At 61.0% G+C, this 14,693-nt stretch carries 6 protein-coding genes; 3 read left to right on the forward strand and 3 right to left on the reverse strand.

The window, feature by feature from the left end:
• Positions 1–16 precede the first annotated feature (16 nt).
• From HDF15_RS08470 to HDF15_RS08480, 3 genes are read left to right on the forward strand one after another with little or no spacing between them, the layout of a single operon-like run.
• Positions 17–2,416: a VIT domain-containing protein gene (locus HDF15_RS08470; protein WP_260330943.1), complete on the forward strand. Its 2,400-nt coding sequence runs from the start codon at positions 17–19 to the stop codon at positions 2,414–2,416.
• Entirely contained in the window at positions 2,400–9,821 is a 7,422-nt protein-coding gene (locus HDF15_RS08475) for a hypothetical protein (RefSeq protein WP_184254589.1), read from the forward strand. Before HDF15_RS08470 ends, HDF15_RS08475 begins: the two co-directional genes overlap by 17 nt.
• Complete coding sequence (locus HDF15_RS08480) at positions 9,818–11,557, forward strand: hypothetical protein (RefSeq protein WP_184254591.1); 1,740 nt, start codon at positions 9,818–9,820, stop codon at positions 11,555–11,557. Before HDF15_RS08475 ends, HDF15_RS08480 begins: the two co-directional genes overlap by 4 nt.
• On the opposite strand, the gene HDF15_RS08485 is transcribed toward HDF15_RS08480, so the two are convergent.
• From HDF15_RS08485 to kdpB, 3 genes are all read right to left on the reverse strand, one after another.
• The gene (locus HDF15_RS08485; RefSeq protein ID WP_184254593.1) at positions 11,554–11,985 is read right to left on the reverse strand and encodes a hypothetical protein; all 432 of its coding nucleotides are present in this window, start codon (positions 11,983–11,985) and stop codon (positions 11,554–11,556) included. The two genes, HDF15_RS08480 and HDF15_RS08485, sit on opposite strands and share 4 nt — an antisense overlap.
• A 72-nt stretch (positions 11,986–12,057) precedes the next feature.
• A complete protein-coding gene (kdpC, locus tag HDF15_RS08490) occupies positions 12,058–12,639 on the reverse strand; it encodes a potassium-transporting ATPase subunit KdpC (RefSeq protein ID WP_184254595.1) in 582 nt (193 codons plus the stop codon).
• Positions 12,640–12,648: 9 nt separating this feature from the next.
• The gene (kdpB, locus tag HDF15_RS08495; RefSeq protein ID WP_184254597.1) at positions 12,649–14,688 is read right to left on the reverse strand and encodes a potassium-transporting ATPase subunit KdpB; all 2,040 of its coding nucleotides are present in this window, start codon (positions 14,686–14,688) and stop codon (positions 12,649–12,651) included.
• Positions 14,689–14,693: the final 5 nt, after the last annotated feature.

Consider the following 14,693-nt stretch of genomic DNA (forward strand, 5'->3'; position numbering starts at 1 on the left):
GGATCAGCACACAAGCTTGACCTCTCGACCGAAGCAGCGCGGCACAGCAGCTTTCCTACTGGCTCTGTTGTTTGCGGCGCCTGCCTTCGGCCAGTCTGGGGTGCTGCTCCCGAGGGACAAAGACAAGCCGGACCCGGCGGTGCTCTCGCTCGAGGAGATGACCGTCAACGTCGTCATCGACAATGGCGACGCCCGCGTCTCCGTGACGCAGATCTTCGCCAACCACTCGAAGGAGATTGAAGAAGGGACCTACGTCTTTGCCCTGCCTACCGGCAGCACCGTATCGGACTTCGCGACGTGGGATGGGCCGGTTCGCATTCCCGCAGTGGTCCTGGAACGCAAGCGCGCCGAAGAGGTCTATCAGCAGGCCCGCGCGCAGGCCATCGATCCCGGACTGCTGGAAGCGGGCGAGCGCGATGGCAACGACCCAAAGGAAGACTCCACCTTTACGGCGAAGATCACGCCGATCCCCGCGTTCGGCACGAAGCGGCTGGAGCTGGAATACCACCAGGTGCTGCCGGTCGATCGCTACATGCAAGGCTTTGTGCTGCCGCTAAAGCCTGCGCAGTATCAGGTGCAGACGACGGCACATCTCAAGCTGCGGTTCGAGATGCACTCCACCCAGGCGTTCGATCACTTCGCGCTGGAGAGCAAGGCCTTTCCGCTGCAGTTCAGCCAGCAGGACACCCATACGGTCGTCGGCACGTGGGAAGGCTCCAACGTCTCTCTCGGAGAAGACTTCCACGCAGCGTGGCAGCTCGACGCGCGCTCCTCCGACAACCTCTCCGTGATTGCCTTCCGCAATCCCAATCCGGGGCTGCCGTCCCCGGACGAGACCTCGCCCAAACCACGCCAAGCGGAGCCCGGCTTCTTCCTGGCGCAGACACTGATCGCTCCGCCTGCGGAGGCGGCACCTACACAGACGGCTCCACGCGACGTCGTGCTCCTGCTCGATACCTCCCTCTCGATGCAGTGGGACAACCTCGAACGCAGCTTCGCGGCGCTACAGGCCGTGCTGTTGAGTTTGAAGCCCGCCGATCATTTCTCGCTGTTGCTCTTCAACCAGGACGTCACCTTATTCAAGCCCGAGCCTCTCGCAGCAACTCCCGAGGCTGAGCAGCAGGCCTTGGATTTCGTGCGCGCCAGCAAGCTGCGCGGCGGCACGGACCTGGGCAAGGCGTTGACGGCAGGACTGGCACTGGCGAAGCTGCCGAACTCCAGCCTGTTCCTGCTGACGGACGGCAACTCGGATCGCGGGACTACCGTGATCACGGGCAAGATTGCCACAGCCTATGCGCAGCAGTGGAAACAGTCTCCGACGCATCCACGCACCAACATCTTCGCCGTAGGAGATAACGCCAACCTGCCCTTGCTGAAGCTGCTGGCACAGAATGACGGTGTGCTGGAGAACGTGCTCGCGACCGAGCCTGTCGAAGCCAAGCTCAGCACCTTCCTCGCGCATAGCACCTCGCACCCGGTCGGCGGTCTGCACCTCGACATCTCGCCGTCGAGTGCAATTCATACCGTCTATCCGCTCGATGACTCGGTCTATGCGGGCTCCATCGCAGCATGGGTTGGCGACTATACGGCGCCCGTAAAACAGGTCAGCTTTACAGCGCATGCGGACCGGGGCGACAAGCCTTTGAACGCCGCAGCGAAGATCGACCTGCCCGTCGAATCGCTCGACCACCCGCAGCTTCCGAGGCTTTGGGCCCAGGCACGCGTGAATGCGCTGCTCGACCAGATTGCGCGCGATGGAGAGACACGCGCGGTGATCGACGAGATCATCGAGCTCTCGCGCCGCTACAAGTTCGTCACGCCGTATACCTCGTTTCTTGCGGTGCCTCGCTCCCTGCTGCGTCCGCGTGTCATACGGCCCGGCGATCCGGTGCTCCGCGTCCATACCGATCCGGCGATCACCTCGGTCATCGCGCTGTTTCCCTTCGGGCTGACGCAGCCGCTGCGGCACATCGCCTCGGAAGACCAGCAGAAGGGCCCTGACAGCAATCGACTATGGGAGACACGCTTTCTCGCGCCGACTGATATGCAGGACGGCACCTACACGGTGCGGCTCATTCTGCGTGACCTGAAGGGCAACACCTACGCCGAGCAGAAGACCTTCGTCATCGCCTCGACCCCACCAGCCGTACGCGTGAAGCTGGACCACACGAGATTTCATCGCGGCGATGCGATGCTCATCAAGGCCGGTGCCACCGCCACGACACGCACCCTGACAGCACGGCTGCAGGGCGCGATGCCGGTCGATCTCCGCTGGAACAGTGCCGCAGCCGCCAGCACGGGAGAGATGCGCATCCCGGATACGCTCGCTCCCGGCTCCTACACGCTTTCGGTAACGGCTGAGGACATCGCCCATAACGTTGGCTCGCAGGAGGTGCAGATTGAAGTGGTCCCGTAATCGCGGAGTCTGCACAACGGCCGTGCTGGGCCTCGTTACCGTAAGCTTTTACGCGCGAGCCGAGCTGGCTCCGTGGCTGCAAAGCGTTGTCTCCGGTTCGGACATCGAAGCCGCGCTCTATCGCGCGATGGACCTGCCCGGGGTACGAACGCTCTATCTCCGGCCGCCGACTGAGGCACGCAATGAGTTGAACGGCCTGCTCAAGAGCAAATCGGACGCCGCACAGCTTTATGCTTTGCGCGCGCATACCGAAGAGCAGGCGCTCGACTTCAGCGCCGCCGAACAGGATTGGAAGACCTTCGTCGCACATGCAACCGGCAAGCAGGCAGCAGAGCTCGAGCTCGCTGACTTCTACCATCGCCGCGTCCAAGGCCCGCAGGAGATTGCGGCACTGGAGCAGGCTGCTACTTCTCCCGCTGCCGCTGGAGAAAAGTTCATCGCAGCCGACAAGCAGCAGGCCTGGCAGGCATTCGCGCGAGCCCTCACCGTCGCTCAGGAACAGGCGCTTGGCGATGAGGCCACCACGAACATCTACAAAGCGTGGATGGCCCGCTATCCCGCTGAACCCGCCGTACGAGCGGCCTTCGTCAACTCGCTGATGAAGAGACAGCGCTATGACGAGGCCGAGCAGGCCATCACCGAGTACCGGACGGCCTTCCCGCAGGACCAGATCTTTCCAATCAAGGCTTCGGCTCTGGTGGCGCTGCAACAGGGCGACACCGCCGCAACCACCAAGGCGCTCGCGCTCTTCGACAAGGCCTATCAGCCCCTCTGGCCCACGGAGTTGGTGCAAAGCTACTTCCAGTTGCTCGCAGCGACCCACACGCAGCACACCATGCTCGCCGACACACGCGCGCGACTGCTACGGAACCCCGATGACTACAACGCAGCCACGCGCCTCTTTCACTACTACCAGCAGCAGGGCCGCAGTGACGCGGCAGCAAACGCACTGGCCGAGTACGGTGCCAGTAAAGAGAGCCGCCATGCGGCCTGGTCCGCCGACGAACTCTTCACCTTCGCCGCGCTGCTCGATAACGCGACACAGTATGAAGAGGCGGCGCGCTACTACTTCGCACTCGCGGGTACACAGGGACATCTGACGGCCACAACTCAGACGCCTGAAGAGGTTGGCCTCAGCGGCCTCATCCGCATTCTGCTGACCGCGCCGGAGCGCCCCATCGATCTGGGCTCAGGCAATCTCTCGATCTATCGCGATCTCGCGACCGTCGACCAGGGCCCCGGCTATCTTAATGGCGTGCTCTCCCTATGGTTCAACTCCGCTAATCCCTCTACGGAGTTTCACGACGAAGAAGTAAAGGCCACGCCCTACTTTCATCGCGCGAAAGCAGCCGAACTGCTCGCCATACTCGACCAGCGCTTTCCTGCATCGACCGCGAGGCCTGCACTGCATGCCGCCCTGATTCGCGCCTACACCAGCTACGGCGAAGACGCTGCGATCCAGAAAGCCGGGCAGCAGTTTCTCGCGGACTTCCCGCACGCCGGCGAACGGCTCGAAGTTGCATTAGAAGTAGCCGACGCCGATGCCCGGCAGAACGACACGAAGGCGGAGTTCGGGCTGTACGACAATCTGCTCACCGAACTCGCCGGCAATCTTCAAGGCATGCCGCTAACGGCAGCAGGCGCGGTAGCAACACCTGCGCCCGAAGCTCCAACAGACAGCAGCGACACGACAGACAGCGCGACAGCCTCCGCAGCTACCGCCCCGGCGAGTGCTGTACTGAAGCCATCGCTCGCTATGCCCGTGGCTGCCCCTGCAGCTACCGCCACGGCAGAAGCTTATCGCCAGATTCTTGATCGCTATCTCGGGCGGCTCACGACGGCTAACCAACTGCCCGCAGCCCTTGCGGTCCTGCGGCACGAGCTTGACCGCAATCCGAACGATCCCCTGCTCTACGCAAAGCTCGCAGACTTTCTGCAGCAGAACAACCTCGCAGCGGAACAGGAAGCGGTCTACCAGCAGGCGCTGGCACGTTTCAACGACACGACCTTCTACGACAAGCTCGCGCGCTTCTACCTGCGCCAGAAACGGCAGGAGGACTTCGACACGCTTACGCGCAAGGTCGTCGATATCTTTCAAGGCACAGAGCTTGAACAATACTTCGGCAATGTCACGAACAGCTGGCCCCAGGCCTACCTGCAACTCAACCTGTATGCGCACAAGCGCTTCCCGCACGATCTGACCTTCACGCGCAATCTCCTCACTGCCTATGTCTCGAAAGACACCGCCGATTCTGCCGCATGGGAACAGTTGATCCGCGAGCATTGGCAGGAGTCGCCCGAGCTGCAGGCGGAGTTCTTCGATTACCTCAGCCGAACAGACAAGCTCACGGCGGAGATGACGGCACTGCAAGCGCTTGTGCCTGCGGCTGCCGCGCAGCAGCAAAACCCCGCGGCGACACGCGAGTTGGCGCAGTTACAGCTTTGGCAGTCGCACTTCGAGCAGAGCGCTCCGTTATTAGATGAGTTAGCCCACGCCTATCCCGCCGACGCCTCAGTCGGCGAAGATGCGGCCAGCGTCTTCCGTTCCCTGGCCTACTACGATCCCTCGCAGATTGAGCGTGCTGTTGCCATCGAGAAGCATCTCTCGGAGGCAGATCCCACAAACCTCGACAGGCTTGCAACCATCGGCGATATTTACGCCGACAGCACCTCCTCCAGCCTGAATCTCCCCGTAGACCATCAGCTCGCGCAGGCCGCGCCCTACTGGAAGCGGATGAGTGCCGTACATCCGGGCGTCTCCGACGGGTACCTGCAATCCGCGACCGTCTTCTGGGACTACTTCCAGTTCGACGAGGCCATCGCGCAGATCGAAGCCGCGCGCAAACAGTTCAACCATTCTGCGCTCTATGGCTATGAAGCAGGCGCAATCTACGAGAACAAGCGCGACTTTACGCGAGCGATTGCGGAGTACGTGCGCTCGGCAACAGCGCAGAGCACCGATCAGTCGTCAGCGGACGAGTCAGGTTTCAGCGCACGCGGGAGGCTGCTGACACTGGCCACGCGCCCCGAGACAGCAGATCTCGTCGACCAGGAGACAGAGCGCAGCGCCACACAACATCCCACGCTGGAAGCGCTGAAGCTGCGCATCGATATCCTGCAAGCCCGGCAACAGACCTCCAGCATCGATGCCCTGGTACAGGCCGCTATTCAGCGAGCGGCCAACGTGGACGATGCGGCGCAGCTCGTGGAGCTTAGCCAGAGCAGCCATCTTCCGCAGGCCTACCAGGCGGCGCTCAAGCGCGAGATCGCGCTGGCTGTCGATCCCGTGCAGCGCATCGAGCTGCAGTATCAGCTGGTGCGCGCCTATGAGGACCAGAACGATATCGCGAATGCACAGCGCCTCATCGAGGCTGTCTACAAGGACAACGCGAAGATCCTGGGAGTGGTTCGCGCGACGACCGACTTCTACTGGAACAACAAGCAGCCGCCGCGCGCCGTGGCTACGCTGATACAGGCCTCCCACGAGGCTAATCCAGCACTGGCGCATAACTTCACGCTGGAGGCTATCGCCAGGTCGAACCAGAGCGGCGACTTCGCAGGCGCACGAACTTTGCTGAAACCGTTGCTCGCCAACGATCCCTACAACGCGCAGTACCTCGCGCTCACTGCGGACAGTTACGCACTCGCGCATGATGCCACAGGACTGCGCGACTTCTATGCAGCTACCCTTGCCTCGCTCAAGAGCGCTCCGTTGAACGCGCAACTGAGTGCACTGGAGAAGCGCGACAAGATCGCACTCGTGCGCCAGGGCATGATCCTCGCCCTGACCGACCTCAAGGATTATAGCGGCGCCCTCGAGCAGCATATCGCCCTGATCAGTGCCTTCCCCGAAGACACAAACATCCTGCAGAACGCGGCATCCTATGCTCGCCTGCATAGCCGCGAACAGCAGCTTGTCGCCTTCCTCAACAAAGCAGTAACCGATTCGCCGCGCGACTCGCGTTTTGCCATCGACCTCGGCCGCGTGGACGTGCTCTTCGAGGACTACGACGGCGCGCTGGCTGCCTACTCCAAGGCGATTGCGATTCGCAAAGACCGGCCAGACCTCTACATCGCCCGCGTCGATATCGAAGAACATCAACAGTCTTACGAGGCCGCCTGTGCGGACTACGACAGGCTCTACCTGCTGACCTACAAAGACCCGCAGTGGATGGAGAAGGCCGCGCTAGCACGCGCTCGCCAGGGACGCGCCGACCTGGCCGTGAAGGCGCTGCAGACCGCATGGATCGAAGGCCATCCCCCGTCTGCGGCCAATAACTTCCGTGTCGCCACCCAACTCGCCGATTGGGACATGCTGGCCGAAGCGCGCAAGTTCGCTGATGAGGGAGTGAAACTCGCCGGCGATAACCTGCTCACCAGCGCCCAGAACGCAGACGGCGCTGTGCAATATGCAAGCCTGCTCGGTCGTCAACGACAGGCTCAAGAAGCATTGACGTTGCTGAAGAGTGCCCGTGCGGCAGCAGAGATGTCTCCCTCCTCACCGGCACTCATCGTCAAGCAGGTGGAAGAAAAGGGCATCGCCTCCGTCACAGATGCGGATTGGCGCAAACAGCAGGTAGAACAACGCAGGCAATTTGCGCAGAACACCTTCCGCCGCGCGGTACAGGAGTTGAGCACAACCGTAGGAGACTTCTACACCCCGGAAGAGAAGCTGGCCTATGCTCGGCTGCTGGACACTGAACGCTTGAATCGTCCGCTGAAAGAAGTAGCCGATGTCTGGATTCCTGCAGCACAGGCCGCCGGATTGAAGGACCGTGAGGCTGCCTGGCGTCGAGATATATTGCTCGGAGTCAACAGGAAACTCGCCGAGATACAACTCGAACCCTTCGACACGCTGGAAGCGCAGCGCATGGACAACCTCACACGCGCGCAGACGCTGGATACGTATGCTGCAACGCTCAAGAGCGAAGAGCAGCCGTCCGTGCTCGCCCTGGCTGCAACCGCGTGGCGTGGTGCTGGAAACTTCGAGTCGGAGGTGCGAGATCTCCGCAAGCTGGTCCTCAGCCATCAGGAAGAAGAACAGCAGCAGCGGTTGTTTGCCGTGCTGCTGCAGCACAGTCCTGCCGCACTGGTTCGATTGGCTGCCGCAAAGGGTAACTACGCCGATGCTGCAGCAAACTATGTAGTAACCAATGGCTCCAGAGCCTTGGCCTACCAGGTAGTGGATGCGCGCACCGCAGCCAATCCGCCGGTATGGCCCACGGCCATGAACGCGCTGCTGGGCCTGTACTTCGGCGACACTTCACTGCGCACCGACGCAGCCTTCCAGACTGTGCTCGCTAACGGAACAATCGGCGAGCACTTGAAGGTGGAACCGGATGAAGCGAAACGGATCACCGGCGATCCGTGGTTCTACTACGCCATGCGCTATGGCGTGTGGCGCACCCTTGCAGCGAAGCCTGACGCCGACCCGGAAGATTACCTGCCTGCCGGACTGGAGATCAGCCCGCAGAGCAGCAATAGCTATATCGCGCTCGCACAGGCGTACGTCGACGCGCACAAGTACGACGCCGCGCTCACCGAGTATCGCCACGTAGAAGAGCTTGCCCCGGACGACCCTGAACCCAACCGGGCGATGGCGGAGATCCTCTGGACGGAGGGACATCACGACGAAGCCCTCGCCCAATGGAAGCAGGCGCTTGCGAAGCTGCGCGCCATGGTGGAAGAACAATCTGTGCCGGAGAGCTTCTGGACAAACTTCACCAGCATCGCAAACGATGCTGGTGACTACCAGATCGGCCCCAGGCTGAAGTCCGAAATGGACGCGGTCCTCGAGCCCTACATCCGCAAAAACGGAAGCTATCGCTCGACCGAACTATTGCACGCGGCGTATGTCGCGTTGGAAAAAGTAAGCGCCACCGAAGCCGCCGATTGGGTGCTGGCCCTGGCGGCAAACACAACCGACCAGCGCGCAATTCTTTCCAGTCTGACGGATGAGACCTGGTTCCCTCGCGCGCAGTTCGGAGACATCTATCGTCACGAGCTGGTACTGACTCAGGCCGAAGCCGCAAAAGCGAAGACCACCGAAGACGATGGCGCACAGAGCGTGCTCACCTCCATCCAACTCAAGTACCTCAAGTGGCTCCTGCAACAGGGACAGACCGCAGAGGCGCAGCGCCTGCTCGATAGCATTCCTGCAGCCCAGAGGCAAAGCGAAGAGATGCAGACGGTCACCCTGCTGCTGGCGGCGCGCCAGTCGCGGCTCGCGCAATGGATTGCGGACTACCAGAACGATCCATCCCATGTACCTGCGCTGGCTACGCTCTCCAGCGTGGCGAATCAGCTTCGCCTGAAACAGGACAGCGCCAACAGCCGCCTGCTGCTCGAGTATGTCTTTCAGCAGAAGACCGCACTGCAAGAGCTTGCGGCACCAGACTATCTCGCACTGGCAGAAGCACGGCTCGCAACCAACGACGTACCCGGCGCTCTCGACCTGCTGCACAGGCTCACGCTGCAGGGAGACCTGTACGAAAACCTCGACACTGCCGCCGCTTTGTTGATGCGCACAGGCCATGTGGCCGAGGCGCTGCCTTTGCTGACGAAACTCGCAAACGGCAGCCCCTGGGACTTCGACTATCGACGGCGGCTTGGCGAAGCACAGCTTGCGAGCAAGCAGGATGCGGCAGCCGAAGCGACACTGAAGGCAGTGGCGGCAAGCGACAACTCTCCTTACGACGACAGAGCCAAAGCCGCTGAGGCAATGCGTGCAATCCCCGGAACACGCAGCTTCAGCAGCGCGGAGCTGACACAACTGGCGAACGCCGCACCAGGCACTCCACAGGCAGACCAGCCCTACTTTCTCTATGCACGCATGAGTGAGGCCGCGGCCCTGCCCACGGCGCAGCGCGGCACATTGCTGCGTGCGGCCATCATGGATGCACCGGCGTCTCTGCTCGACAAGTTGCGGCTCGATCTCTTCACCGCCGAAGTCGCCGCAAATCAATATGAGAGGGCCAACACTGCCGTTGCGCCTCTCCTCTCGGAGAACCCTTCTCTACGCACAGCACCGTCGGAGGAAAGTACAGAGGGGACCTCCTCAGATATCTCGGAGGCAACGACGGAAGATTCGGACGCGCAAGAGACGCAGGCTGCGACCATCCTCACCCAACCGCAGGACAAGCGTGATTTCCTTCTCGCGCTGGCGACGATGGAAGAGCATCTCTCCGAAGAACAGCAGGCCATCGAAGATCTGCAGACGGCCTCGCAACTGACCGAGGACAAGGTCCAACAGTCGAAGATTGCGCTCCGCATCAGCTCGCTTCAAGAACGCCTGAACGTGAGACAAGAGAACGCTACCCGCCGGCCAGTCATTCAGACCTCCACTCAACAGGCTGTACTCGTAAGGCCGCGACTCACGGCCAGCGCAACGAAGGTGCACCCATGATGAAGCGATTCTATTTCGCACTCGCAACCATGTTGCTCCTCGGAGTCCTGGGAGTCTGCGGAGCCGCGGTTTACACGGCACTTCAATCATCCCCTCCCGTCAACCTGTCCCTGGCTTCTTTCGCTCCGCAGGGTGCCCTTCTGTCGATCGAGTCTCCCGACTTCAAGGCCCTGCTCAAATCCTGGTCGAGCTCGCAAGAGGAGCAGCGCTGGCTGAAGAGCGATAACTACGCAAGCTTTTCGCACTCTCGTCTATTCTCCCGCCTGGGCGAAGCGCAGGATCAATTCGCGGCCACCGCGGGGTTTCCGCCTGACGCACAGTTCCTGCAACAGGCCGCCGGTGGCCAAAGCCTCTTCGCCTGGTATGACATCGGCAACCTGGAGTTCCTCTACATCACGCGCATGCCCAGTGGAGAAGCAGCCAAAACCCCGCTGCTGCAAATGCGCGACAAGTTTGAAGAGCGCAAGGCAGGAGATGCCTCCTTCTTCGTCCGCACCGAGGGCGACCCCGCGCATACCGTGGCCTTCGCCGTGCATGGCGATTATCTGCTGCTTGCCACACGGGAAGACCTGATTGCCAACGCGTTGCAGTTGATGCAGCAACCGGTGGACGCAACGTTGCTGCACGAACGCTGGTATGCGGAGGCCATCGCTGCCGCGAAAGAACAACCCGGCAACCTGCGCATGGCTTTGAACATGGCGAAGATCGTGCCCTCACCCTACTTCCGCAGCTATTGGATACAGCAGAACATCACGGAACTCAAGCAATACAGCTCAGCGCTGAGCGATCTCTACCTTACTCCCGAGAGCTTTCGCGAAGAGCGCGTATTGATCGCCTCAAACCCTGACAAAGAAGCAACCAGCGCAGACCTTGCCCCCGTGCTGGGATATCTTCCTCAGAACATCGGCGTCTACCGCGCACAGGCTCAGCCCACCACGGCTTCGATCCTTCATCAGTTTGAAGACAAGCTACTCTCGCGCAATACCAGCGCCTATCGCGACACCCACATCGCGCCGGTAGCCGATCTCTCCACTCCCATTGCTGGAGATACGTCGAACTTTGAAGAACGCATCGACGAGACATCGGTCGTCGTGCAACCGCGTGCAGCTTCTCTTTCGCAATTGCAGGACCTGCTCATCGCCGCACATCCCGAGGCGATGCTCGTCTTTTCTTCAGCAAACCAGCCTAAGACTCAGGCCAACGAAACAGCCTTCTTCCCCATTCATACAGCGGTCGTCCTCTCCTCCTCCGCCGGATGGAACCAGGCTGCATGGCAACAGGCTCTCAGCGCCGCGCTGGCACCGCGACTTACCATCGGCAAGGCTGGGCTCGCCTGGCAGGAGCATCACCATGACAATGTGAGCTGGGTAGAGCTGAGTGGAATACACGGTCTCGTGCTGGCGATTCAGGGTAACGTCTGCGTGGTTGCTTCTGATGAAGCGACCTTGCTGCTTCTTTTCGAAGCCTCGCATCATGCAGCTTCCACGCCGAAGCCTGCAAAGATCATCGCGGGCTTCGACCATCGCTCCGAGCGGGAGAGCTTTGTGCGATTGACCCCTCTGCTGGATGGCTCCGGCAGCTCGCAGTCAGGCGGTGGTGACACCCCACCGTTCTTCTCCAGGAACATGGCCAGCCTGAGCAGCACGTTCCAGGATCTCGATGCCGAGACCTTCACAGAATCCCCCATGGGCAGCGGAACGACGCACCAGACTGTTCTCTATCAATGGCGGCACTAGTGATGTGTGGCGAGCACCTGGTCGCGGTATTTAGTCCAGGAACCAGCGTCTACGCCCAGCAACTGCCCCAGGTGCTCCGCCGAAGAACAAGGTACTGGGTGCGAACCTACACCTTCCGGCAACTCTCGTGACTGAGCCTCATCCGTAAGAATCACTAATGGATTCGAGGCATCGTCTGCGATGCCCTGCATGTTGAAGATGACTAAATCCGCCGCCTTGGCGATGTCATACACAAAGGTAATCACGGTAGGCGAGAAGCTGCGCAGATTGAAGAAGCAGGTGCTGAAGTCCTCATCGCTCTCCAGCCCTTTCGCCCGGATCTCGACACAAGACTGATCGGGAAAGGTTGCGAAGTAGGTTGCGAACTTATCGCAACCATCCTTGCAATGCTGTTGCAACAACGACAGTACGACCTTTTTGTTAGCCAAAGCCTCTTTCCCGGCCTTGAATCGAAAAAGATAGAGATCAAAACTCACGGAAAACCATCCTGCCAATCGGCGTTACTTCATGGTTCCCTGAGGCGCCGCGTGATCGAGATCCAGGTTGAGCTCCAGAACGTTGACGCGGGGCTCGCCCAACACACCGAACTGGCGGGCCTGCGTGTGCTTTGCTACCAAATCATGCACAGCACTCTCCGAGAGATGCCGCTCCTTCGCCACACGAGCCACCTGGTACTCCGCTGCTGCCGGTGTAATGTCAGGGTCAAGTCCCGAGCCGGACGCTGTGACCAGATCGACAGGAACCTCGGTGCCCGGATGATCTGTATTCGCAGCAGTGACATCCGTCTTCATACGATCGATAAGCTTCTGACTGGTCGGCGCATAGTTCGAGCCGCCCGAGTTGGCCGCGTCATACCCACTCCCTGCCTGTGACGGGCGCGAATGAAAGTATGCCGGCGTGGTGAAGGACTGACCCAGGAGATGGGAGCCTACAACGGTTCCATTCTCTGAGATGAGCTGTCCGTTCGCCTTGTCCTTGAACAGAAGCTGCGCGGCGCCGGTGACCAGGAGAGGATACGCTACGCCAAAGATGATCGTCGTAACAAGTGTGTAGAGGATAGCGGTGACAACATTGCGTCGCATAACTGCCCCTTATGCCAGATGGATGGCGGTAATGATTAAGTCGATGATCTTGATACCCAGGAACGGCGCGATCAAACCTCCGACGCCGTAGATGAGCAGGTTGCGGCGCAGCAGCGCCTCGGCCGACATAGCTTTGTAGCTCACGCCACGCAGTGCCAGCGGAATCAACCCGACGATGATAAGCGCATTGAAGATCACGGCGGAGAGAATCGCGGACTGCGGCGTCTTCAGGTGCATGATGTTGAGTGCGCCGAGCACCGGGAACGTCGCCGCAAACATCGCCGGAATAATGGCGAAGTACTTCGCGACGTCGTTGGCAATCGAGAACGTCGTGAGCGCGCCACGCGTCATCAGAAGCTGCTTGCCGATCTCAACGATCTCGATGAGCTTGGTGGGGTTGGAGTCCAGGTCCACCATGTTGCCGGCTTCCTTGGCAGCTTGCGTACCGGTGTTCATCGCGACGCCTACGTCGGCCTGTGCGAGCGCGGGAGCGTCGTTGGTGCCGTCGCCCGTCATCGCGACGAGCTTGCCTTCGGCCTGCTCACGCTTGATGAGGTCCATCTTGTCCTTGGGCTTGGCCTCGGCAAGAAAGTCGTCGACGCCGGCTTCGCGAGCGATTGCCGCCGCGGTCAGCGGATTGTCGCCGGTGATCATGATGGTCTTGATGCCCATCGCACGAAGCTGCGCGAAGCGCTCCTTCATGCCGCCCTTGACGATGTCCTTCAGATGAATCACACCGAGCGCCTGGCGGTTCTCCGCAACTACAAGCGGTGTGCCACCGGAGCGTGCCACGGTTTCGACGTCGATGCGGACCTGGTCGGGCAGCGAGCCGCCGCGTTCCTGCAGGAAGCGCGCGATGGCGTCCGTGGAACCCTTGCGGATGATGCGGCCTTCCATGTTCACGCCGGACATGCGGGTCGTGGCGGAGAACGGAACGAACTCCGCCTGCAGATCGTGGAGCTCGCGGCCACGCAGACCGTAGAGCTCCTTGGCGAGCACAACGATGCTGCGGCCTTCGGGAGTCTCATCCGGCAGCGAAGAGAACTGCGCGGCATCGGCGAGCTGATCTTTGCTGACGCCCGGAGCCGGGATAAACGCCGCCGCCTGGCGATTGCCGAGTGTGATGGTTCCGGTCTTGTCGAGCAGCAGCGTATTGACGTCGCCTGCCGCTTCGACAGCGCGGCCCGACATCGCCAGCACGTTGTACTGCACCAGGCGATCCATGCCCGCGATACCTATGGCCGAGAGCAGGCCGCCGATGGTCGTCGGGATCAGGCAGATAAGCAGCGAGATCAGAACGAAGACAGACTGAGGTGCCGTGGAGTAGATTGCGATCGGCTGCAGCGTAACCACCGCGAGCAGGAAGATGATCGTGAGACCTGCGAGAAGAATGTTCAACGCAATCTCGTTGGGGGTCTTCTGACGCTCGGCGCCTTCTACGAGCGCGATCATGCGATCGAGGAAGGTCTCGCCGGGATTCGACGTAATGCGGACCTTGATCTCGTCCGACAACACGCGCGTGCCACCGGTCACAGCCGAGCGGTCGCCGCCAGCCTCACGAATGACCGGCGCAGACTCACCCGTAATCGCCGACTCATCGACAGAGGCAACGCCCTCAATGATCTCGCCGTCACCGGGAATCATCGAGCCCGCCGCGATGAGGCAGACATCGCCCGAACGGAGGTTGAGGCTTGGGACCTCTTCCGTCGTGCCATCGGCACGCAGGCGGATCGCGATGGTATCGGACTTCGCCTTGCGCAGCGCATCGGCCTGGGCCTTGCCGCGACCTTCGGCCATCGCCTCGGCGAAGTTGGCGAAGAGCACGGTGAACCACAGCCAGAGAGTGATCTGCAGATCGAAGCGAAGGGCGTGATGCGCCTGGATGAGGTCGCGGACGGTGTAGATCGTCGTGATCACACTGCCGATCTCAACGACGAACATCACCGGATTTTTCATCATCGTGCGGGGATTCAATTTGACGAAGGCGTCGTGAAGAGCGCGGCCGACGATCTTTGTATCCCAGAGTGAACGCTTACGGGTATTTGCCATGGTGT

The organism is Granulicella mallensis (assembly GCF_014203225.1).
GTDB lineage: Bacteria > Acidobacteriota > Terriglobia > Terriglobales > Acidobacteriaceae > Granulicella > Granulicella mallensis_A.